This is a genomic window from Rhizobium sp. NPDC090275, from assembly GCF_044772225.1.
Classification (GTDB): domain Bacteria; phylum Pseudomonadota; class Alphaproteobacteria; order Rhizobiales; family Rhizobiaceae; genus Rhizobium.
In genome coordinates this window covers 49833-70172 of the sequence record NZ_JBIVYL010000009.1, presented here as the reverse complement: position 1 = coordinate 70172, position 20340 = coordinate 49833, and the positions used below count along the sequence as shown (strand labels likewise).

At 57.4% G+C, this 20340-nt stretch carries 22 protein-coding genes and 1 pseudogene; 9 read left to right on the top strand and 14 right to left on the bottom strand.

The genetic code is table 11. The features are described from left to right. Positions 1 to 105: 105 nt before the first annotated feature. A complete protein-coding gene (locus tag ACIQUB_RS22000) occupies positions 106 to 693 on the bottom strand; it encodes a glyoxalase superfamily protein (RefSeq protein ID WP_402932129.1) in 588 nt (195 codons plus the stop codon). Positions 694 to 893: 200 nt separating this feature from the next. Between ACIQUB_RS22000 and ACIQUB_RS21995 the strand changes: the two genes are divergently transcribed. Then, complete coding sequence (locus tag ACIQUB_RS21995; RefSeq protein WP_402932127.1) at positions 894 to 1304, top strand: hypothetical protein; 411 nt, start codon at positions 894 to 896, stop codon at positions 1302 to 1304. Then, a complete protein-coding gene (locus tag ACIQUB_RS21990; RefSeq protein WP_402932125.1) occupies positions 1265 to 1999 on the top strand; it encodes a DUF4037 domain-containing protein in 735 nt (244 codons plus the stop codon). The genes ACIQUB_RS21995 and ACIQUB_RS21990 overlap by 40 nt, the downstream gene beginning before the upstream one ends. A gap of 100 nt (positions 2000 to 2099) precedes the next feature. Here the strand turns inward: ACIQUB_RS21990 and ACIQUB_RS21985 are convergent, their stop codons facing one another. Both ACIQUB_RS21985 and ACIQUB_RS21980 read right to left on the bottom strand, forming a co-directional pair. Beyond that, positions 2100 to 2690 (bottom strand): hypothetical protein, encoded by a 591-nt coding sequence (locus ACIQUB_RS21985; protein ID WP_402932123.1) that lies wholly within the window; start codon positions 2688 to 2690, stop codon positions 2100 to 2102. Positions 2691 to 2801: 111 nt separating this feature from the next. Further along, on the bottom strand, positions 2802 to 3071 hold the full coding sequence (locus ACIQUB_RS21980; protein WP_402932121.1) for a hypothetical protein: 270 nt from the start codon (positions 3069 to 3071) through the stop codon (positions 2802 to 2804). Between the two features lie 55 nt (positions 3072 to 3126). On the opposite strand from ACIQUB_RS21980, the gene ACIQUB_RS21975 reads away from it, so the two are divergent. From ACIQUB_RS21975 to ACIQUB_RS21965, 3 genes are all read left to right on the top strand, one after another. Further along, the gene (locus ACIQUB_RS21975) at positions 3127 to 3606 is read left to right on the top strand and encodes a hypothetical protein (RefSeq protein WP_402932119.1); all 480 of its coding nucleotides are present in this window, start codon (positions 3127 to 3129) and stop codon (positions 3604 to 3606) included. A gap of 129 nt (positions 3607 to 3735) precedes the next feature. Further along, entirely contained in the window at positions 3736 to 3993 is a 258-nt protein-coding gene (locus ACIQUB_RS21970) for a hypothetical protein (RefSeq protein ID WP_402932117.1), read from the top strand. A gap of 277 nt (positions 3994 to 4270) precedes the next feature. Next, on the top strand, positions 4271 to 5455 hold the full coding sequence (locus tag ACIQUB_RS21965) for a serine hydrolase (RefSeq protein ID WP_402932692.1): 1185 nt from the start codon (positions 4271 to 4273) through the stop codon (positions 5453 to 5455). A 3-nt stretch (positions 5456 to 5458) separates the two neighbouring features. On the opposite strand, the gene ACIQUB_RS21960 is transcribed toward ACIQUB_RS21965, so the two are convergent. The 6 genes from ACIQUB_RS21960 to ACIQUB_RS21935 form a co-directional block, all read right to left on the bottom strand. Continuing rightward, on the bottom strand, positions 5459 to 6133 hold the full coding sequence (locus tag ACIQUB_RS21960) for a DUF930 domain-containing protein (RefSeq protein WP_402932116.1): 675 nt from the start codon (positions 6131 to 6133) through the stop codon (positions 5459 to 5461). Positions 6134 to 6169: 36 nt separating this feature from the next. Further along, a complete protein-coding gene (locus ACIQUB_RS21955) occupies positions 6170 to 7177 on the bottom strand; it encodes a serine hydrolase domain-containing protein (RefSeq protein ID WP_402932114.1) in 1008 nt (335 codons plus the stop codon). A 196-nt stretch (positions 7178 to 7373) separates the two neighbouring features. Further along, positions 7374 to 7673, bottom strand: a complete 300-nt coding sequence (locus ACIQUB_RS21950) for a hypothetical protein (protein WP_402932112.1) — start codon at positions 7671 to 7673, stop codon at positions 7374 to 7376. A gap of 185 nt (positions 7674 to 7858) precedes the next feature. Next, complete coding sequence (locus ACIQUB_RS21945; protein WP_402932110.1) at positions 7859 to 8269, bottom strand: GrpB family protein; 411 nt, start codon at positions 8267 to 8269, stop codon at positions 7859 to 7861. Positions 8270 to 8370: 101 nt separating this feature from the next. Then, positions 8371 to 9342 carry an aldo/keto reductase gene (locus tag ACIQUB_RS21940; RefSeq protein WP_402932109.1) on the bottom strand — a complete coding sequence of 324 codons (972 nt, stop codon included), beginning with the start codon at positions 9340 to 9342 and terminating at the stop codon, positions 8371 to 8373. 14 nt (positions 9343 to 9356) lie between these two features. Next, positions 9357 to 10151, bottom strand: a complete 795-nt coding sequence (locus tag ACIQUB_RS21935) for an SDR family NAD(P)-dependent oxidoreductase (protein WP_402932107.1) — start codon at positions 10149 to 10151, stop codon at positions 9357 to 9359. 106 nt (positions 10152 to 10257) lie between these two features. On the opposite strand from ACIQUB_RS21935, the gene ACIQUB_RS21930 reads away from it, so the two are divergent. Beyond that, complete coding sequence (locus tag ACIQUB_RS21930) at positions 10258 to 11154, top strand: LysR family transcriptional regulator (protein ID WP_402932105.1); 897 nt, start codon at positions 10258 to 10260, stop codon at positions 11152 to 11154. A 99-nt stretch (positions 11155 to 11253) separates the two neighbouring features. Here the strand turns inward: ACIQUB_RS21930 and pyrE are convergent, their stop codons facing one another. The 4 genes and pseudogenes from pyrE to ACIQUB_RS21910 form a co-directional block, all read right to left on the bottom strand. Beyond that, the gene (pyrE, locus tag ACIQUB_RS21925; protein WP_402932103.1) at positions 11254 to 11793 is read right to left on the bottom strand and encodes an orotate phosphoribosyltransferase; all 540 of its coding nucleotides are present in this window, start codon (positions 11791 to 11793) and stop codon (positions 11254 to 11256) included. An 82-nt stretch (positions 11794 to 11875) separates the two neighbouring features. Continuing rightward, positions 11876 to 12609 (bottom strand): annotated as a pseudogene (gene dapB / locus ACIQUB_RS21920) (4-hydroxy-tetrahydrodipicolinate reductase). A gap of 93 nt (positions 12610 to 12702) precedes the next feature. Continuing rightward, on the bottom strand, positions 12703 to 13248 hold the full coding sequence (locus ACIQUB_RS21915; RefSeq protein WP_402932101.1) for a peroxiredoxin: 546 nt from the start codon (positions 13246 to 13248) through the stop codon (positions 12703 to 12705). 748 nt (positions 13249 to 13996) lie between these two features. Beyond that, a complete protein-coding gene (locus ACIQUB_RS21910; protein ID WP_402932099.1) occupies positions 13997 to 14968 on the bottom strand; it encodes a ketopantoate reductase family protein in 972 nt (323 codons plus the stop codon). Positions 14969 to 15188: 220 nt separating this feature from the next. Here ACIQUB_RS21910 and ACIQUB_RS21905 point away from each other — a divergent pair, with 220 nt between their 5' ends. Both ACIQUB_RS21905 and ACIQUB_RS21900 read left to right on the top strand, forming a co-directional pair. Further along, entirely contained in the window at positions 15189 to 16190 is a 1002-nt protein-coding gene (locus tag ACIQUB_RS21905; RefSeq protein ID WP_402932097.1) for a Gfo/Idh/MocA family protein, read from the top strand. A gap of 158 nt (positions 16191 to 16348) precedes the next feature. Further along, positions 16349 to 17413 carry an alcohol dehydrogenase catalytic domain-containing protein gene (locus ACIQUB_RS21900; RefSeq protein ID WP_402932095.1) on the top strand — a complete coding sequence of 355 codons (1065 nt, stop codon included), beginning with the start codon at positions 16349 to 16351 and terminating at the stop codon, positions 17411 to 17413. A gap of 46 nt (positions 17414 to 17459) precedes the next feature. On the opposite strand, the gene ACIQUB_RS21895 is transcribed toward ACIQUB_RS21900, so the two are convergent. Continuing rightward, positions 17460 to 18257 carry an IclR family transcriptional regulator C-terminal domain-containing protein gene (locus ACIQUB_RS21895; protein ID WP_402932093.1) on the bottom strand — a complete coding sequence of 266 codons (798 nt, stop codon included), beginning with the start codon at positions 18255 to 18257 and terminating at the stop codon, positions 17460 to 17462. 247 nt (positions 18258 to 18504) lie between these two features. Between ACIQUB_RS21895 and iolD the strand changes: the two genes are divergently transcribed. Then, positions 18505 to 20337: a 3D-(3,5/4)-trihydroxycyclohexane-1,2-dione acylhydrolase (decyclizing) gene (iolD, locus tag ACIQUB_RS21890; RefSeq protein WP_402932091.1), complete on the top strand. Its 1833-nt coding sequence runs from the start codon at positions 18505 to 18507 to the stop codon at positions 20335 to 20337. The last annotated feature ends 3 nt before the right edge of the window (positions 20338 to 20340 follow it).

The following is a 20340-nucleotide window of genomic DNA, read 5'->3' as shown; positions in this document are numbered from 1 at the left end:
ACAAAACCGCCAGCGATGAATTTTCAGGAGAATTTCTGTCGCAAAACTCAAACGCAAAAGTCTGGGATTCGCGACAGATATTTGCGACAAGAACTCGTCGTTAGCTTACGCTGCCTGCGTCGTGGTCGCTACGGCCTTTTCATGCAAGGCCCAGATATGCCCAAAGGGATCAAAGATGGTCGCAACACGGTGACCATTGTCGGCAACTTGTAGGCTGTCCCGAATACCGGCCCCAGCTGCAACCGCTGTCTTCAGCATAGCCGCTACGTTGTCCACGTCCAAACGATAAACCGCGCTCCCGGCCCCCTTCTCCTTTTGAGAAAAGGGGCCTCCACGCCAAGGCTCGGCTTCTCGACGCGGATTCGAGCCGCATATCGAGATTAGCCATCCACCAAGCTCCAGCTCAACTGCCATTGGCTCTTGTTGTTGTAGGTAATGCGTCTTCGTTGAGACAGCACCGAAAGCGGTCCTGTAGAAGATGGCGGCTTCTTCCTGACGACCATGCTCAACGAAAAGCGTGAAGCTGAGCGATGCGGACTTGTCACTCGATGCCTTCAAGGTATTCCAGTTGGAAGCGCCAAACTGCCGCGCGACAATTTCCAGGCAGGCGCTATGCGATAGGTCGAGGTTCTGCTCGGCAAGAGCTTTTCGCAAAGCTTTGGCCATAGATTTAGGGTGAGCGCGAGCACTCATGGTTTTGTCCCTTTCCAGGCATAATCAATGCCGGCGCTCGCATTGCCGACGGCTGCCCACAAGGGTTCAACCGAAAAGTTTGTGCATTCACCATCCCTGAAGGGGCGAGCGGTGGGCTGCACAGCCCGCGAGAATGATAGCGCGTTGGCCGTGGAGGTTCAACCGATCCGATAATTGCGAGAGAAAGCAGGTGAAGGACGATGGCTAAAGGAATTGGAATCGACCTATCGCAGCGCTTCTACGAGAAGGTTGTCGGCCCGATCCTGCACGATAACTTTCCATATATGTCCCACGCCGCAGCTCGTATCGGCCTTGGTTCGGAGATCCTCGGGTTCGATTCCGAGGTATCGGCAGACCACGATTACGGCCCGTGTGTGCAGCTTTTCCTTCCCGCTGCGAGCTTCCCCACGATTGCGCCAGCCGTCATGAAGGCACTGGATAGCAGTTTGCCGCTATCATTCGAAGGCTGGCCGGTTCGTTACTCGACCAATGTCCGGCCACCTTCGGGAGATGCTGGGGTGGGCATGTTGGGGTCAGACCATGGCGCGGAACTCTATACAGTTGCGGCCTGGTGCGACCGCTTTGGGGTCGTCAATTCCCGAACGAGCTAACGACACAGGACTGGCTATCCTATTCTGAGCAAACGTTTCTGACCGTCGCAGGTGGCGCGATTTTCCGCGATGATTTCGGCGAATTGACGTCCCTTCGAAAACGGATGGCCTACTTCCCCCGCGATGTTTGGCTGTACAAGCTCGCGGCGCAATGGGGACGCATTGCCGAGGAACGTGCTTATGTCGGCCGAGCCGGCGATGCTGGCGATGACATCGGGTCACGTGTCATCGCAGCAAGAATAATTGGGAATATCATGCGGCTCGCTATGCTGATTGAGCGCCGCTATGCCCCTTATCCCAAGTGGTTTGGCACAGCTTTTTCGCAACTGGATTGCGCACCTGATCTAAAGCCTATGCTCGATCGAGTAATGCGGGCCGAGGATTGGAAAGCGCGTGAGGCAGCACTAATCGAAGCCTGCCGCTTTGAAGCTGAATTGCAAATTGCCAAAGGCGTCCCTGGCGCAATCGCCCCGGCGATGGGTGCCATTCACGCCCGGCCGTATCGATTCGTGGATTCTCTGGCGATTTTCGCGTCACTTCGCTCTTCGATTGAGGATGAAAAGTTGCGCCAGTTGCCAGAATTCGGAGCAGCCGATCAATTCCTGACAAGCAGCTTTGTTCTCGCTGTTCCAGCTTATGCAAGCGCTGCGACCGCCTCGCTTCTGGAACTAGCCAAGGGAACTGAGCCCGGATGAATATGCCCTGGAAGGCAGCGGCCGCTTATCTCTCTCTAAACTTAGGAGTTGTGCGACAATGGAGAATGGAGGGGCAGAACTGGATTAGAAATCGCCTCTGTTATCGATGCGCCGTGACACCCCAACCTGACCCCTGCATGCGGATCAAGGTCATATCGCGATCCGCCCAGAAGCCCAGGAATCCGGCGAAGGGAGCAAAGGTCCAGAGCAGGCGGTCGGCATGAGCTGGTTTTTCATCATCCTCATCCATGACGCAATCGCGCGAGGCCCAAACCGCATTGCCGAGCATGACAAAGATGATCGGGATATCAATCGTATCCGGTGTTGGCCGCCATTCCCTTGTGCCGAATTGATCATCTGGCCAATCGCCCGTAACCCATAGTTGCGAGTTGGTTTTTGGCTTATATCCGCATCCCCAAACACCTTGATTTTCCCAAATAATTGGCACGACACCGCTTGGCTCAAACCCATATTCCTGCGGCGGGATCAGCCTGTCTTGCAGGTTGAAGATTTTAGCAGGTGGGGTTTCGAGCCATAATCGACCGAGACGGCGATTGATGGTCTGAATGGCTCGTGGGACTTCGAAAGAGAGATCGATCGGGGTCCCTTCGAGATTTCTTTCCCATCCAAACCAGTTCGAGACGAACATACATGCTTCGTCGACATTGGATATTTGCGGATTGTCGCTCATTCTCTGCCCATCGGCATGCCTGCAAGGTGTCGCGAAACTCCCGAAACCCGCAACAAGCATATGTGACGTAAAATTTTAGGAATTGCACGCTCCACTCTAACCACCTTACCGCTATTGCGCCGGCAACGCTTTGATAAGATCGGCAGCGAGCGCGCGATCGTCCTCTGGAGCAGCTTGGACGGCCGAACGCACCAACGCAGCCAGTACCGGATCGCGTTGCGCGGCATTGGGAATAACTCGACCGACCGCAGCCTCTTTCGCTAGAGCAGGTGATGATGATACCCGATAGGATGGGCCGGGTTGCTGGAATAACATATACAGGGCTGCCATCAGCACAACGGCGACACATAGAAGGGAGATCGCTGCAAACTTGAAAAACATGGCGCTCTTCTCTGTCTTATTTCCTAGATGCTAGAAGTGAAGCAGGATGAAAATCATGAAGCATGTATTAGCCGCATCGATGGCGTCTGTCTTCATCGGAGCGGCATTGTCAGGAGCGACAGCGGAGCCCATGTCGGAAAACAGCGAACTCCTGGAAACAATCGCGCGTGAGATCGTCGACTGCGGCGAACTCGACGGCATCGACTGGATCGAGGTCTCGGCCATCTTCGCGATCGACGATGACGGGGACGTCAATTCCAGTTACGGTTTCGCCTATGATCATACCGGCAATGCGCACGCGGCCGCCTTTCTCTACGATCCGGTCGAACGCGAAGTGAAGCGCTACCGCGAGTGGCTTCGTCTCAAGGGCGACAAGGGCTTCGTCAAGATGCTGGTCCAGTTCAATCGTGAGACGCGCAGGGTCAATGCCGATTTCGAGTATGACAACCCGGCCCGTTGGCAGGTGACCCCGAACAACGTCGATATGATCACGCGAGAGCTACAACCCCGGCTGGGCAGCAAGCCGGAGCACTGAGATGGTAAGGCGATCCGAACGCCATATCGATCGCGGGCGAAGGTCGCAGCGGCGCGAGAAAACGGCCGCATGGGAGGCCGTCCGCGCAAGCTGGCCAGTGACCCTTAGGCGCGAGGTTAGGATGCGGGGATGCTGAAAACGGATACCCGCCAGGCGAACTGGCGGCGTGCCAATCCGGGCAAATATGATGCTCACCTTGCGGTGCAGCGCGCCGTGAAGACTGGCGAGCTGGAAAAGCAAAGCTGTGAGGTCTGCGGGGGCGAAGCGGTCGATGCCCATCACGACCGGTACGACGAGCCTCTGAGGGTCCGGTGGCTATGCCGCCAGCATCACACGAGGCTGCACCACTACGGCGAGGACATGTTTCCGATCAGGAAAGCGCCTTAGTAGCTCACCGGCCTCTGCTTTACCCGGACGGCAACAAGTCAGGATTTTTGCGACAAATGCGAGCCCGCTGACATCGCTCTTGACATTTCCACGAAAGGTAGAGGATTCATGCTTTCTTAAATACGAATCCAATTCGTAAAATTTTAGCTTTCTTGTTGCGCAAATACGGCACTATTAATTCGCCATCAATCATCAGCATCAGGGTGGCGTAAAGATGCGCAATGTATTTTGCAGAATAAAAAAGCGGTCCTTGGCCGCGTTCGCCGTTGTAGCCGCAATGAATATTTACGCGGCGCAGGCCTATGCCGGGTCTGCGCACTTTGTTGTTGATGCAAACACAGGCAAGGTGCTGAGTTCTGAGAACGCGGACGTTATAAATCATCCCGCATCGCTCACGAAAATGATGACCCTGTATCTGACCTTTGAGGCACTGCATAATGGCCGCTTGTCGTGGGAGCAGTCCATTACCATGACCAAAAACGGAGCGAACACCATTCCCACGAAACTTGGTGTCCCGGCCGGAAAGACTTTTACCGTCCGTGAGTCGGTTCTCGGCATGATCATCAAATCCGCCAATGACGCGGCCGAAGCGATGGGCGATCATCTTGGCGGATCGGAAGCGCAATTCGCTGATATCATGACACGTAAGGCCCGCCAGCTCGGTATGAGCCGCACCACGTTTCGAAATGGTTCCGGCCTTCCCGATGGCCGACAGGTGACGACAGCGCGGGACATGGCGACACTCGCTATTGCCTTGATGAGGGATTACCCGAAAGAATATCAGCTCTTTGCGGAACGCTCTTTCATATTTCGTGGACGCAAGATCACCGGCCACAACAACCTGATGTATCGCTATAAGGGTATGGATGGCATCAAGACCGGCTACACCAATGCCTCCGGGTTCAACCTCGTCAGTGCCGTGAACGATAATGGCAGACATGTTGTCGGGGTCGTCCTCGGTGGAAAGACAGCTCGCAGTCGGGATGCTCGGATGGCCTCGCTGTTGGATGCCACAATGCCAAGAGCATCCGTTCGGAACGGTACAGCGATCACTCGTCTTTCCGTCAAAACCGATTTCGACCTTGCTCAGGAAAGTATCCCGCTCCCTGTACTGGCCGATCGCGCAGCTCCCATAGAGGTCGCGTCGATCAGCAACGACATAACGAATTCGATCCCTGCATCGGTGGCAAAACCAGTCGTAAGCGAGCGTGGCGGATGGGAAATCCAGATCGCCGCATCCGACTCCGATGCAGCCGCCCAAAACCTGCTTGCCAAGGCAAAGGCGGATGCTCTCGGTAAATATGGCGCGATCTCCCCCTATACGCAGAGGACCACCAGCCGCTCTGACACACTCTATCGGGCAAGATTTACGGGTTTCAGTAGCCGGTCCGCGGCCATGTCGGCCTGCATGGCGCTTAAAAGCCATTCCTATGCCTGCCTCGTGCTTCCGAACAAGGGATAACGATCAATCGAGCGATTCACTCTCATCGGGCAGGCTATGCTCGCCCCAATCATTTTTGGGAATGGGATCGCCCATCAGAAACTCAAACGCAGCGACCTTCTTGTGATCAAGGGTCAGCTCGCACTTGAATTTAAGCGCGTACCAATCCTGCTTGCTGTGAAGCGCTGCGCCATCTGCTGAAAAGGCGTTCCCTACGATTTTAGGGTCCGCCATCGCATAGGCTACCACACGATCAGGCCGAAGCTCCTTGCTCCATTCCCCGACTTGGGCCATGGGTTCGAGGCCGCAAAGTTGTTCGACCTGATCAGCAGGTGCGAGCGCCGCTAACTCCTTTCTCGCCTTTCGGCTACGGGGATCGTCAAGAACCTCCTCTGACAACATGCGCGACGGCTTTACCATCGCGGGCGTTTCATCCTTTGGCTCGGCTTCTTGAGGAACGGTCGGCGTTGCTTTTTCCTCGGATTTGCCTAGCGAAACAGCATCCTCCTGAGCGGCAAGAGGCTTCTGGCGCACGGGTTCGTGCTTCTCTTGCAAAACTGGGGGCGGGAGATTCACAATCTCCACCTCAATGCTATCCTCTCGTGGCAAGGGCATTTGCACAGGAACCGGCAAGAGCAATGCAAGGGCGCAAAGCGCGATGTGCAGAATGGCAGATGCAGCAAAGCTCCATCTGCTCAAATGACCCTCCACCCCCGCCCGCCGCATCACCACGCGTCACGGCGCTGCAGCGGCGAGCTGCTGCAACAGCTTGATGAAATGGCTTGTCCTCACACCTTTGGCGTTCTGAGTCGGATCGACGGTCTGCGCGACAACCAGGTGCTTTGACGGCACGATGGCAATCGCCTGCCCGCCATAACCGGACGCCAACGCCGCGCCTGGGCCGAAGACATCGGGGTTCAACGTCCACCAAAGATAGCCGTATCCCATTCTGCCACGATCGGTAGAGGAATAGGCCGTGGTTGACGCCTTCACCCAGGACGAAGGAATGACCTGCCGGCCACTCCAGCGTCCTCCGTCAAGAAAGAGCTGGCCGAAGCGGGCCGCGTCTCTGGCGCTGAGGCGAAACGGATAGGCGGGGTGGCTGGAATGCCGCTCAGCCACATACTTGCCGTCCCGCGCTGAGAAATCCTGCATGCCGATCGGCTGGGCGATGCGTTGCGCGAAGCTCTGGAAAATGTCCTCGCCGGTTTGCTGCCGGTAGATCGTGCCGAGCGCGTTGAAATCCCAATTGTTGTAGGACCAGAACGTACTGGGCGCATGGCTCCCCCGCTCTGGTCGTTTCTGGCGGATATCAGCCGTTTCATAAGCCGCGACGTGGTAGATTCCAGATCGTGCCATGAGCAGATCGCGGACGGTCGCCTGCTTCTCGCTCGCCGTAAGAGCCGGGCGCTTATCGTCAATACCGAGATCAGCAAGGGTGCTGCCGAGATCGATGCGGCGTTCTGCGACCGCAATGCCATAAAGCGCGCTGAGAAGGCTTTTGCGGACAGAGGCGACATTCACCTTGCGGGATGCGTCGCCCCAACTGGCAATCACCTTGCCGTCCTGCACCACCATGACAGCGGTGGGCTTCAGGCTGGTTGCGTAATCCTGCGCTGCCTTCAGCCTATCAATCGACCATCCAGCAGATGCAGAATCGGTGTCCTGCCAAGGCTGCGCACTTACCCCCGCCGCCAGAACAGCCGTGACAAAAGAGACGGCAGCAAAAACAATCAAACGCATAAAATGACCCTGGAACCGTCAACAGAGTGAACAGCTTTATCTATCATGACGGCGCAAGCGTGGCCTCGTTAGATCGTCCCCGTACAAATTGGGTGGCTTGAGGAGCGATCTTCGTCGGCCTCCTAAGAGAGATTGTCGCAAAAATCCCGATACCTGCATCATGTGGATTTTAGGATTTCCGGGTGTAGTATTCTGCCTATCTCACCTTTTTGAGATCGTCCGCGCTCGGATTGCATTTCTGATGCGTGCCGGGGATGTAAAACTTCCCGTCAGATGACGGGTTCGTTCCGCCGCCGCATCCAGGCTCACCATTTGGCAGTCCATCGCCGCCGTTCGCATCGGCTCCTGTCCCACTTGTGCCGCCGTGTCCACCGGAAGCGCCAGTGCCTCCGGCACCACCAGCGCCGCCTTGTCCCGATGGACCCGCGACGGCCTGTGGTGCGGCGAAGGTGAGCATGAGACTTACAAAGATCGAAATAACGATGGCGGTCTTCATCTTATCATCCAAGCGAGGGACCTTTATCAGGCAACTACCGGACGTTCTCGTCAATTATGTGAAGAGGATCGAAGCACCCTCAAAAGTCAGGACTTCCGCGACAGCATGGACAGCGCGTCGGTGATAAATGCTGTTTTGGCATTGGTGTAGCTTTCTCGATCGGAGCCGAACCGATCGGCAAGGCGCTACTTGAGAAGCCCATAGTTGCGTGCCGCGTCGGGATTGGCACGCAGGTAGTCGCGAAAAGCTAAATGCCGCCTGAGTTCTGGATTGCCTGCTGCACATACGTAAAGGTGATGTGTCGGCAACCTGCTTGGCTGAGCGAACGCATGGCGTCCTTCAATCCCCTTCTCTCCCTCATAACTGTATCCAAGTTGTGAGAGCTTGCTGATCACGAGAGAGAGGGCGGATTCGGTAGGAATAACCACATCAATGTCGATTATGGGCTTTGCGGCTAAACCCGGGACCGCAGTGCTTCCGATATGTTCAATCTCAAGGGCTGTCGGCCCTAGAGCCATCGCGATTTCATCCCTGATCTGAACAAAATCTTTGGGCCAAATTGGATCATACGGCACAATAATTACAGGGTTGACCATTTTTCCGACCTATAGCTTTGTCGCGAAACTCCCGAGTTTTGCTCGACATGTTAGCCCGACTTTTGCAACATTCAAAAGTCAGGATATACGCGACGCTTGGACTACCATTGTGCGATACGCAGATGTTTTCTCATAGGAGCTTGGAGCGATGCGATCTCATCGCCTTCTAGGTCCAGCGACAGTGCCCCAAGCGCATCGGTCAAATGATGCGGTTTGGACAGGCCGACGATGGGAGACGTGATGCCTGGTTGAGCCAAAACCCATGCGAGCGCAACTCGTGCAGGTGCAACGCCGCGTGCTAGAGCGATGCTTTCAACGGCGGCAACTGTCTCACCGACTTCAGCGCGACCGTCATACCACTGCCTGACCTGCTCGTCGGTATCGGCGCGTATCGTGCCGCCCTCGCGCGCGCCTGCCAGAACACCCCGGCCGAGCGGCGACCAAGGTGTCAGGCCGATCCCTTCCTCCCTGCAAAGAGGGATCATTCCTTCCTCGTCCTCGCGCGTGATGAGATTGTATTGGCTCTGCATGGAGACGAACCGCGCCAGCCGGTTGTGACGCTGGAAAGCCAGCAGCTTCATGAACTGCCAGGCGTGCATGGACGATGCGCCAAGATAGCGGACCTTGCCCGCCCGAACCACGGCATCGAGCGCTTCGGCGGTTTCCTCGATAGGTGTTTCCGGGTCGAAGCGGTGGGGCACGAACAGATCGATATAGTCCGTGCCCAGCCTCTCCAGCGAGGCATCTACGCTGGCGAGGATATGCTTGCGAGAGAGGCCGCGGTCGTTCGGCTTGTCGCTCATGGGGAAGAACGCCTTAGTGGCGATCACCACGTCTTCTCGCCGCGCGAAGTCTTTTATGGCGCGACCGACGATCCGCTCGCTCTCGCCGGAGGAATAGACGTTGGCGGTGTCGAGGAAGTTGATGCCGGCTTCCAAAGCCTCCCGAATGAACGGCCGGGCCTTGTTCTCCTTGAGCACCCATGGCCGCCATGCCAAGTCTCCATAAGTCATGCATCCGAAACAGAGCCGCGAGACCTTCAGGCCGCTGTTACCGAGGCGAACGTAGTCCATGGGGGATGCTCCTTTCAGCGCAGGCCGGCGATGGTGTAGCCGCCATCCACCAGAATGCTCTGGCCTGTTATAAACCGGGCCTCTTCGGTCGCGAGCCAGGCCGCCACATCGCCGGCGTCATCGGGCTGTCCGACGCGTTTTGCCGGGGTATGTTCGATGAAGGGCACGAAGGCGGAATCGTCTGTCCAGCCACTACGCGCCATCGGCGTGTCGATGATGCCGGGATTGATGTTGTTGACGCGGATGCCCTTCGGCCCATACTCGATAGCTACGGCGCGGATCAGCGCGTCGAGCGCGCCCTTGCTGGCGGAATAGCTGGATGATCCCGCAAGCGCGCCCTTCGCCAGCCAGGAGGACGTGTTGATGATGGAGCCGCCGGTGCCCTGCGCGAGAAAGGCTTCGATCTCATATTTGATCGACAGCCAGACGCCGCGAAGGTTGGTCGCGATCACGGCGTCGAAATCATCGCTCGTCTGCTCGGTGATCGGCGCAAAGTTTCCGAGAATGCCGGCATTGTTGAACGCGGCGTCGAGCCTGCCGAAGCGATCAATCGTCGTTTCGATCAGGCGGCGAATGTCGTCTTCCTTCGATACGTCGGTGGGCACGGGCAGCGCATTCCCGCCTGCCGCAACGATCTCCTGCGCGACCGTCTCGATTTCGGCAAGGCGGCGTCCGGCCAGTACGACTGTCGCGCCGTCCCGCGCAGAAGCCAGTGCAGCGGCGCGGCCGATCCCGGTGCCACCGCCGGTGACGATGGCGACATGATCCTCAAGACGGCGGGCGGAAGAAGTAGGAATGCTGTCAGGCATCGGGTGATCCTTATGGAAGCTAGATTGGATCACCACGATACGCGCTCGAATTGTTCAGAATAATCCACCTTGCATTGCATGTGCTGTTGGGTGAAATTCATCAATCATGCGGACGGGTGATCTTGGAGAACTGGCGGCTTTCGTAGCCATCGCGGAGGAAGGTGGCTTCCGCCGCGCTGCTGCACGACTCAACCTGACCCCGTCCACGCTCTCGCATTCACTGCGCTCGCTCGAAAGCAAGCTCGGCGTGCGGCTGGTCAGCCGGACCACGCGAACGGTCGCGCTGACCGAAGCCGGACATGCGCTGCTGCGCCAGATTGGCCCGGCTTTCGCCAGTATTGAAACGGCGGTCGAGACCATCAACGACTTCCGCGACCGCCCGGCTGGCACCATCAAGATCAGTGTGCCGCGTACGGTGGCGATGCGGGTGCTAGCACCGAAGTTTCGCGCGTTCACCGATCGCTACCCCGACGTGACGTTGGAGGTCGCAGCCGAGAACGGCTTCGTCGATATCGTCAAACAGGGCTTCGATGCCGGCGTCCGGCTTGGTGAAAGCCTCGAACGTGACATGATCGCTGTTCGGGTTACACAGGACCTCGATCCCGCCGTGGTCGCCTCTCCGGACTATTTCTCTCGCTTTCCACCGCCTGAGACGCCGCGCGATCTGCATCGACATCGTTGTATCTGCTGGCGGCAGAGCGGAAGTGGCGCACTCTATCGGTGGGAGTTCGCGAAAGATGGTCGGGCGCTGAACGTGGCGGCGAACGGCCTCCTGGTCCTCGATGATCCCGATCTGATGGTTGCGGCGGCGCTCGACGGCGTCGGACTGGCTTATTCCATTGAGCAGCACATCGGCGAGCATCTGGCCTCAGGCCGTCTCGTCCGTGTGCTCAAAGACTGGTGCCCGCCCTATCCGGGTTTTTTTCTCTACTATCCGAGCCGGCGGCAAGCCCCGGCGGCGCTACGTGCCCTGATCGATACGTTGCGGGTATCATCGGACTGACCGGCAGCATGGCTTAGCGCCTTCGCATAACTCTCGAGTTTTGCTCGATATGTTAGCCCGACTTTTGCAGCGTTCAAAAGTCAGGATTTTCGCAACTCGTTACCGCGCGGCTTCCAAATCCGCTCTTTGGAAAACGGGCAACACGGGTAAGTCCGGCACTTTCAGGATGCGAGGCTCACCATCACCCCGCCAAATTGCACAGACTACCGCAAGTATTTTTGCTTTCTCATGTGTCGCAGCATTATACGCGTCCGCCACGGCCCCGCCGGTGGTGATGACGTCTTCAATGAACGTTAGACGACACCCAGCAATATTCTGGCCTTCGATGACACGGCAAGTGCCGTAAGCCTTTGCTTCTTTCCGGACAAAGGCCGCAGGCAAGCCCGTCTCCAGCGAAATTGCCGTGACCAGCGGAATACCACCGAGTTCGAGCCCTGCGACAATTTCGGTTTCCGAGGGCAGGAGCTTGGCCATTTCCTGCGCTAACGGCTGTAGCAATGCGGGTTGGCCCTCGAAACGATATTTGTCGAAGTATCGATCCGAGGTCTGACCCGACCGCAGCAGGAAATTTCCATCTAGCGCGGCTGTGGCAACGATCTGTCTTGCAAGTTCTGCCCGTAGAGTGTCCATACCTATCATCATGCAGTTCCTGTAATTTAAGCGGGCGTATGGTCCTTCGCCTCCGTAAGCAAGTCTGATGATACCAAGAAAACTGACAAATTCAGGAATTGCGCGACAACCCTAAAACATCCTGCATGTCATATTCACCGGGCGCACAGCCTGTGATCCAGCGCGCGGCAGCCAACGCCCCCCGTGCGAACATGCCGCGATCAAGAGCGGAATGAGAAAGTGTCACGACTTCCTCTCCGGCCGCGAACACGACGCTGTGCTCCCCGATGATGCCCCCACCTCGCAGGACCGAAAAGCCAGTTCCCCGGATAGTCGTTCGCCCGTGATGCCGTCGCGACCGCGCCGATCAACGGATGCGAGCGAGACGCCACGACCGCGCGCGGCAGCTTCGCCAAGCATCAATGCAGTGCCGGACGGTGCGTCAATCTTTCGGCGATGGTGAGCTTCCAGAACTTCAATGTCCCAAACCTCGGCCGGGAATGTGCCGGCAATTTGAGCGACCAGCCCGACCAGCATATTCACGCCGATTGAGAAATTACCGGAACGCACGATCGGAATACTACGCGCGGCTTCACCGATCCGCGTGACTTCCTCGGCCTCGAAACCCGTTGCACCGATCACCAGAGCAGGGCCGCCCTTTTCCGCACATCGCTCGGCCAGATCGGTGGCGGCGCTTCCCGTCGAAAAATCCAAGATAACGTCTGCCGCCTCGATTGCTGCGTCACGATCAATCAGCCCGTCGCCCGTGCTGCCGCTGCGCCCAAAGCTGCCGACATGCGCGAAAGCCGGATCGGTGGCGAGCAGCGAGACGAGCGCGCTGCCCATACGGCCACGGGAGCCAGCAACGGCAATTTTGATACGTGAGGTCAAACCGTCTCCCTTATGGTGCATTTCCCGAAACCCGCGACACGCTTTATCTTAGGATTTTCGCGATGAAAGCCAAGCGATTACGTCTGAAGCATTTCGATCGGGTGGAAAAACCGGGTAAAATACGTGCTCGATCTGCCCGTTGTTCACAATCAAGGTTAGTCGCTTGAGAAGCGTCATGCCGCCCGCCGCGAACAAGGGAAGGTTCAGCGCCCGAGCCAGAAGCAGAGCGCTATCCGACAGAAGGGGGAATGGTAGATGAAGGCGATTGGCCGCCTCTTTCTGGTACTCTGTATCTTGAGTTGAAAGACCGAATAGCCGCTCAACGCCGACAGCCTTCAGTTCTGCAAAATGATCGCGAAACGCACATGACTGTGGTGTGCAGCCCCGCGCGCCTGGAATGGCGTCCCACCCGTCAACGGCTCCGCCCGTGGCCGGACTGGTCCGGGGGTATCCATAGATGACTGTTAGGCCCCCTTGGGAAAGATCAACGATGGCTCCGTCCGTTGCGGGCAGTGTTACGCTGGGAATACGCATGCCGATCAGGTGTGCAGCTTTTCCATCATCCTCAGGAGCCGTCGAATTTTCGGTACCCATCTTAGTTCCCAAGCTGTCACAACCACTTTTTAATCGATATGTTAGCCCGGCTTTTGCAGCGCTGCAAAATCAGGATTTTTGCGGCTTTCTCAGAAAGGCGAGGGACAGCATACAGGCGATAGCCGCTGCACCTGCCAGCCCTCCCCACAACAGCAACGGGCTGGCTCTCTCCATTGCAAGCCAGCTCCCAGCATAATTTCCTAAGCTGCCGCCAACACCCCAAACCAGACCAAGCGCACCAAAGTAGGTAGCTTGCTTGCCTTCCGGGGCCAGTTCCGATCGGCCGGACATGCTTCGCGCCTACTGCCTGAAGGTAGCGGGTCGCGAGGGGGCGACTGGCTAGGACCACAAAATGGCATTGCTAAAGCGCAGAGCTTAGTATGGAAGTCCTCGTCTTTCCTTTGGATGGATTTGCTTAGCCTGGGCGCAAGGTCTGCCCCTACTTTGGATCGCCCGCTTTCGTGTCCTTTTTCCAATCCTGCCGACGCTGCCGACCGAACCGCCGAGCGGCTTTTCTGCTTCTTCCGAAAGCGGTCACTCACATTTGTCGCGAAACTCCCGGGTTTTGCTCGACATGTTAGCCCGACTTTTGCAACATTCAAAAGTCAGGATATTTCCGACGCATCTTGCTTTAAAAGCAGCTGGCGGAACGGGTCCGTTCGATCACCTAATGAAGCCGCTCTGCGCCTCCTGTCATTAGGAGCGTTCGACCACCCGCTGCACACAGATGTTGATCAAAACCGACACTTTAAGCGAGAGACAGCGCCCGCTTGACCTCGTCCAGCGAAATCGTTCCGGGAAGCAGTTTTTCTCGTACCATGCGGGCAGCGAGTTCGCAGAACCAGGTATTGGCAGGTGTGGGCACACCATGCAGCCGTCCCAGTAGAACGACTTCACCGTTGAGATAATCGGTCTCGATAGATCCCGTGGAGCGGACCAGGCTTTGCATGGAGGAGCTTCCCGCACGGCTGAAACCTACGATCGATGCCATCTTCATCAGCCTTCCACGGTTGGGATCGTTTTGACCGACGCTCTGCCATTGCACGCCCGAAGCGGCGAAAACCACCTCTGCCTCTCTGCGGAGAAGGTCGACGATTGGCGCGATATCGCCCTGGTCGGCGCATGCGGCTTCGACAATGTTGTGAAGATTTAAGAGCAGCTTTCCATATTTGTTCTCAATCACGTCCGGAACCACAAAGGCTGGCAGGCCTGACGCCGTAAGCGCCTGCGCGACGGCTTCATCAACACTGTCGAAACCTTGTGGATACCGGCCAAGATAGAAAGAGCCGGAGTGAGGTGATCCGAAGGCGAGGATCTCGCCGGGCGTGACGTAGTCCGCCGGCAGTATGACGCTCACGCCATGCACATTGGCAAAACGCCGCAAAGCGGTGCGTTCGTTCTCGACACCGTTCTGGAAGCAGAAGATAGACTGGTCCTGAAGGCCAGCCGCCGCGAGTTGCTCGATCACTGCACCCATGTGTTGGGTCTTCGTACAGACCAGCACCACATCGTCAGGAAGAAGCGTGATGGCGCTCGGCGATTCCACGCATTCGAAGTGACAGGTCTCGGATCCCCTGGGAGTCCGCAATGTCAGCCCCTTCGCTTTGATTGCCGTTAGCTGATCGCCGCGCGCGATCCCGATGACCTTCTGACTGGCCGAAGCAAGCGAGACCGCAATCGTGCCGCCGATGGCACCCACACCATGAATTATGAAACGCATCTTCAAACACCTTGTGCAAGCGATCCGGACAGACGGGGTTCCATCTTGAAATTTCAAAAGACTTGGGTCAAAGACAACGAACTTCCAGATAACATTTGCGGTTCCGGCCCCATTAAAAATCGACGGCGCTTCGCAAGACCAACCCTTCGATTGTCCCCTCTCCAGAAGACACGCCTAGCCGGTCACCTCCATCCGTTCATAAGCATCAAACACCGCGCCGATGATGATTTCGCCCGAGCGCTCCTACGCGGATTATCGGGAAATGGCCGTGAAGGAAGCGCAGCGGCCGGACGGCATCGATGCAGTGGTCATCGCCACTCCTCCCGATTCCCATCTTGATATCGCGAAGTGCTTCCTAAACCAGGGCATTGATGTGATTTGCGAAAAGCCTCTGACGAGAAACGTTGAGGAGGCGGAGCAGCTTGCAGAGCTTGTAAAATCAACCGACAGATTGTTCTGCGTGACGCATTGCTACACCGGATACCCGATGGTGCGCCATGCGCGAAACGTGATTGCCGAGGGCGCGATTGGCGCCGTTAGAATGATCGAGGTCGAGTTCTGCCCTGGCGAACCCGGAACTGCCTTGGAGCCCCTCGACCCAAGCAAACGCCATTGGCGCTTCAAGGAGGGATACATGGGCAAGGCGGCGATCTTGGGCGAGGTGGGGTCGCACGCCTACAATATCGCGTCCTATCTCACCGGACGCCGCGCTATTGACGTGAGCGCACGGCTGCGGACTTTCGCCGAGCGTCGAGAAGTGTTCGACAACGCCTACCTGACGGTTCGCTATGACAACGGTGTCGAGGGACGCCTCTGGAGCAGCTACGTGGCTGCCGGAAATGACCAGGGGCTGAAGTTTAGGATATTCGGTGATCACGGAAGCCTGCTTTGGGACCAGGAATCGCCGGAAACACTCACCCTCAAGCGTATTGGCGAACCTGCGGTAATCCTCGGCCGCGGATACGACAGCGCGTCCGACGCCGCCAAGAACGTCACAAGATTTCGAGCCGGATTTCCGGAAGGTTACGGCCTTGCATTTGCCAACCTCTACGTCGATTTCGCGAATGCATTGATGGCACGTGAACTTGGCGTTGATCCTGACGAACATCTTCGTTTCCTCCCCACAGTGCAGGATGGTCTCGAGGGCATGAAGATGATTGCGGCTGCAGTGCGCTCGAACAACAGCGATGGTCAATGGTCGAAGCTTGGTGAAGCATTGTGAGGCTTCAAACGCGATAGCGTAAGGCAGACCATCGGCGCTGGATCAGGACGGTCCTGTCGGCAGGTCATAGCCTTTTATCGGCCTGACGGGCTCAGAGGCAGTTGCAAGATCCAGAGGGGCGTTCCGCGCCCCCTTTTCGTCAGCCAAGGAGGATCCGCATGAAAGCCATCCGCTTTCACGATCGCAACGACCTACGTCTGGAAGACGTCGCGGCCCCAGGCCCGCTGAAGCCGGAGGAAATCCTGCTCAAGCCGATCGTCTGCGGCATCTGCGGTAGCGATCTTCACGAATATGCGCACGGACCGATCGGTGCCCGCAGGACGGCACATCCGTTCACCGGCGCTTCTATGCCGCAGATCCTCGGCCATGAATTCTCTGCGACCGTCGAGGCAATAGGGGATGGCGTGACGAACGTTAAGGTTGGAGACAGGGTCTCCATCCAGCCACAGATGTCGCCAAAAGACCACTTTGGCCGGAAGGGCTGGTATCAGCTGAGCCCGGAATTCGCGGTGGTCGGTTTCAGCTGGCCATGGGGAGGCATGGCCCAGCAGGCTGTCGTCAAGGATTACAACGTCTTCAAGGTTCCGGACGGTGTCAGCGACGTTCAGGCTGCTTTGGTCGAACCCGCCGCAGTGGCGGTTCACGCCGTCGACAGGGCGGGTATTTCTCCCGGTAACAGCGTTCTGATCACGGGCCTCGGCCCGATCGGGGCCCTGTGCGCGATGGCCGCGCGAGCCGCCGGTGCAACGACAATTTTCGTGAGCGAAACGAACGAGCAGAGACTGTCGCAGATACGGGACCTCGTCCCGGAGGCCATTCCGATCAATCCGAGACATGACGATCTCGTCGAGATCATTCGACAGAAAACGATCGAGGGCCTTGGCGTGGACGCCTCGATCGAGTGCGCCGGGGTGGAGGCGTCCGTCGATGGTTGCATCGATGCGACCCGCCCACAAGGGCGCATCGTGCAGCTTGCGCTGATCCCGGAGCGGGTAAAGACGGATCTCTTGAAGCTGGTGTTCAAGGACATCGACCTGCGCGGTGTCATTGCATACCCGACGGACATCTGGCCGCGGGTGCTTGAATTGATCAGCAGCGGCCGTTTTCCTGTCGAGCGAATTGTGACCAGCACCGTGACGATGGAGCAAGGGATATCAGCAGGCTTCGATTTGCTTCTCGATCCTTCCAATCGGGAAATGAAGGTGCTAATCGACCTAACTTAGAAGCTAACTATCAACGACTTTGCGAATGCAACTCCGTTTGCGAAAGTTATAGCACCGCCCAATTCCTGTCTTGAAAGTCTCGCAGGATGCCTTGGACATCCTGCGCTGATCGACGGAGTGGCGCCAAGATTGTTTCCTTGAGCTGCGACGGAGCCATGCGATCCTTGTGAGATGCAACGCTCATGGCGGCAACGACGCGGCCACCTTTTTCCCTGAGGGGGACTGCAACCGAGAGTGTGCCGTTCTCCATCTCGTCGATTGCGACTGCATAGTCGAGCTGCCTTGCTTCTGCCAGCCTCGACTTTAGGACATCGATTTCAGTAACAGAGGCGGGTCCCTGTTTGCGGAGGGCAACACCACTCAATCGACGGTCAAGTTCGCTCACCGGCAGCGACGCTAGCAGCATCTTACCACTTGCAGAACAATGCGCTGGTAGCCGATCGCCTACGCCTAGTCGCGAGGTATAAATTCGTCGTGTGGCGTCGCGGCTGACAAACAGTATGTCGAGGCCTTCAAGAACAGAGATCGAGCACGGCTCATTAAGCTCGTCGGCAAGAGCCATCACTATGGTAGAGGCCGCCGACCAAACATTCGTCCGTCGCAGAACGCCTCGGCCCAGGGAAAGGACCTTGGGAGTCGATGCAAAAAGGCCGCGTTCCTCCTTGACGTAGCCGAGGCTCTCGAGCGTCAAAAGAATTCTCCGAGCTGCGGCCCTGCTTACATCCATTGCTTTCGCAACTTCTGTGCAGGTCGCGGGTGCGTCGGTTTCAGCCAGTTTTTCAAGGCAATTGAGGCCTCTAGCCAAGGTCTGGGCGAAGTCACGTTTCTGAATATCGTTGTCCATGAACATTTAATCTCACGTCCGGTAAATCCTGTCAATGTGCGTTAATCGCACAGTTGCGCGATATGTTGACATTGGCATTTGGATGTGAAATATCTGTCGTCATCGCTTCCAAGGACGCATGTGCCGATTGAAGCAAAACAAATGAGGAGGTCATCTGTCGTGTGAGGAGAAGGGTGGCCTATCGGTCGCCGCTGTGCACCGACTTGATGACTGACTGCCCGAAGGAGGAAACATGGGTACGGTTCGGTTGACGCTCGCGCAGGCGATTGTTCGTTTTTTAACAGCGCAGAAGATCGATGACGAAGGTGACGTTCTGCCGCTTTTCACGGGCGTTCATGCGATCTTCGGTCACGGAAATGTCACGTGTCTCGGATCCGCTCTGGAAGAGGTTCAAGAGGAACTCCCGACCTATCGCGGTCAAAACGAACAGTCCATGGCGCTTGCAGCGGTTGCCTACGCCCGTGCTCGGCGTCGCAAGCAGATCCATGTTTGCTCGGCTTCGGTAGGTCCTGGTTCCTCGAACATGGTTACGGCAGCTGGTGTTGCTCTTTCTGACCGGCTTCCAGTTCTCTTCCTGTGCGGAGACAACTTCGCGTCGCGCCTCCCGGACCCGGTCCTCCAGCAGGTCGAGCACTTCCATGACATGTCGTTGACCACCAACGACTCCTTTAAGGCCGTATCCTCCTACTTCGATCGCATCACACGTCCCGAGCAGATCCTGACGTCCCTGCCTCAGGCTGTTGCGCTGATGCTTGATCCCGCCGCCTGCGGCCCGGCGACAATCTCTCTTGCTCAGGACGTTCAGGGCGAGGCTTTCGATTACCCCGAAGCGTTTTTCGCCGAGCGCATTCACCGGACCCCTCGTTACCCGGCTGCCGACTATCAGATTGAGGAAGCAGTCCGTCTGATCAAGGAGGCCAAGCGTCCCCTCATCATCGCCGGCGGTGGCGTTCACTATTCGGGCGCCACAGACGAGCTGGCGGCCTTCAGTGATCGCTTCGGGATCCCGGTCGCAGAAACAATTATGGGCAGATCGGCGCTGTTGCACGATCATCGACTGAACATCGCATCGATCGGCGTGATGGGCGGCAATGCTGGAAACAACATCGGCCAGAAGGCGGACTTGGTAATCGCCATCGGAACGAGGATGGCCGACATGATCACCGGATCCTGGAGCGTTTTCCGCGACCCAGACGTGAAGTTCCTGTCCCTTAATGCGAACCGCTTCGATGCGAACAAGCATTTGGCCCAGCCCGTCGTCGGTGATGCGAAACTGTCGCTGGAGGCAATCGCCGCGAAGCTTGGGGACTGGTCTGCTCCCTCGGTCTGGTCCGATGAAGCCATTCGCGAAAAGGCCGCGTGGGATGCGATCGTCGAGCAGCGAACGGGCCGGACGAACCAGGATCTGCCGAATTATCCGCAGGTTATTGGCGCCGTCCAGAGAAGTGCGAAGACTGATGATGTAATCGTCTCCGCTGCGGGCGGTCTTCCTGGGGAGCTTTACTGCACCTGGAAGTCCATTGGCGTCGGGACTTTCGAATCCGAATACGGTTTCTCGTGCATGGGCTACGAGATCGCCGGCGCCTATGGGCAGAAGATCGCCGACCCGCAGCGCGAGATCATCGCGATGCTTGGCGATGGCTCTTACATGATGCTCAATTCCGACATCTACTCGTCTGTTCTGACGGGCAACAAGATTATCTGCATCGTTTGCGATAACGGCGGGTTCGCGGTCATCAACCGTCTGCAGACAGGAAAGGGCGGCGCGGAATTCAACAACTTGCTCGCTTCATCGAAGCATGTCGGCGAGGTGCCTCGCATCGACTTTGCGATGCACGCCCGCTCGATGGGCGCTGAATCCGAGAACGTCACGACGATCGACGAGCTGGAAGCCGCCATCGGCCGCGCGCGCCAAAGTGAGCGAACCTACGTGATCGCGCTCCGCACGCATCCTTACGAATGGATGGATGGTGGATCCTGGTGGGACGTCGGCATGCCCGAGGTGACAAACCGTGCTTCGATCGCGACCGCCCGTGAGACACAGGAAAGCCAGCGCAAGCATCAGCGCAAGGGAGTTTGACGG

Excerpts from the sequence above, each read along its gene's own strand:
- ACIQUB_RS21950 (WP_402932112.1), bottom strand. The coding sequence starts at position 7,673 with ATGAAGACCGCCATCGTTATTTCGATCTTTGTAAGTCTCATGCTCACC.
- ACIQUB_RS21900 (WP_402932095.1), top strand. The coding sequence starts at position 16,349 with ATGAAAGCCATCCGCTTTCACGATCGCAACGACCTACGTCTGGAAGAC.
- ACIQUB_RS21910 (WP_402932099.1), bottom strand. The coding sequence starts at position 14,968 with ATGCGTTTCATAATTCATGGTGTGGGTGCCATCGGCGGCACGATTGCG.
- ACIQUB_RS21930 (WP_402932105.1), top strand. The coding sequence starts at position 10,258 with ATGCGGACGGGTGATCTTGGAGAACTGGCGGCTTTCGTAGCCATCGCG.
- ACIQUB_RS21955 (WP_402932114.1), bottom strand. The coding sequence starts at position 7,177 with ATGCGTTTGATTGTTTTTGCTGCCGTCTCTTTTGTCACGGCTGTTCTG.
- ACIQUB_RS21995 (WP_402932127.1), top strand. The coding sequence starts at position 894 with ATGGCTAAAGGAATTGGAATCGACCTATCGCAGCGCTTCTACGAGAAG.
- ACIQUB_RS21970 (WP_402932117.1), top strand. The coding sequence starts at position 3,736 with ATGCTGAAAACGGATACCCGCCAGGCGAACTGGCGGCGTGCCAATCCG.
- ACIQUB_RS21975 (WP_402932119.1), top strand. The coding sequence starts at position 3,127 with ATGAAGCATGTATTAGCCGCATCGATGGCGTCTGTCTTCATCGGAGCG.
- ACIQUB_RS21895 (WP_402932093.1), bottom strand. The coding sequence starts at position 18,257 with ATGGACAACGATATTCAGAAACGTGACTTCGCCCAGACCTTGGCTAGA.
- ACIQUB_RS21915 (WP_402932101.1), bottom strand. The coding sequence starts at position 13,248 with ATGGGTACCGAAAATTCGACGGCTCCTGAGGATGATGGAAAAGCTGCA.
- ACIQUB_RS21980 (WP_402932121.1), bottom strand. The coding sequence starts at position 3,071 with ATGTTTTTCAAGTTTGCAGCGATCTCCCTTCTATGTGTCGCCGTTGTG.
- ACIQUB_RS21905 (WP_402932097.1), top strand. The coding sequence starts at position 15,189 with ATGATGATTTCGCCCGAGCGCTCCTACGCGGATTATCGGGAAATGGCC.
- ACIQUB_RS21935 (WP_402932107.1), bottom strand. The coding sequence starts at position 10,151 with ATGCCTGACAGCATTCCTACTTCTTCCGCCCGCCGTCTTGAGGATCAT.
- pyrE (WP_402932103.1), bottom strand. The coding sequence starts at position 11,793 with ATGATAGGTATGGACACTCTACGGGCAGAACTTGCAAGACAGATCGTT.
- ACIQUB_RS21945 (WP_402932110.1), bottom strand. The coding sequence starts at position 8,269 with ATGGTCAACCCTGTAATTATTGTGCCGTATGATCCAATTTGGCCCAAA.
- ACIQUB_RS21965 (WP_402932692.1), top strand. The coding sequence starts at position 4,271 with ATGAATATTTACGCGGCGCAGGCCTATGCCGGGTCTGCGCACTTTGTT.
- ACIQUB_RS21940 (WP_402932109.1), bottom strand. The coding sequence starts at position 9,342 with ATGGACTACGTTCGCCTCGGTAACAGCGGCCTGAAGGTCTCGCGGCTC.
- ACIQUB_RS21985 (WP_402932123.1), bottom strand. The coding sequence starts at position 2,690 with ATGAGCGACAATCCGCAAATATCCAATGTCGACGAAGCATGTATGTTC.
- ACIQUB_RS22000 (WP_402932129.1), bottom strand. The coding sequence starts at position 693 with ATGAGTGCTCGCGCTCACCCTAAATCTATGGCCAAAGCTTTGCGAAAA.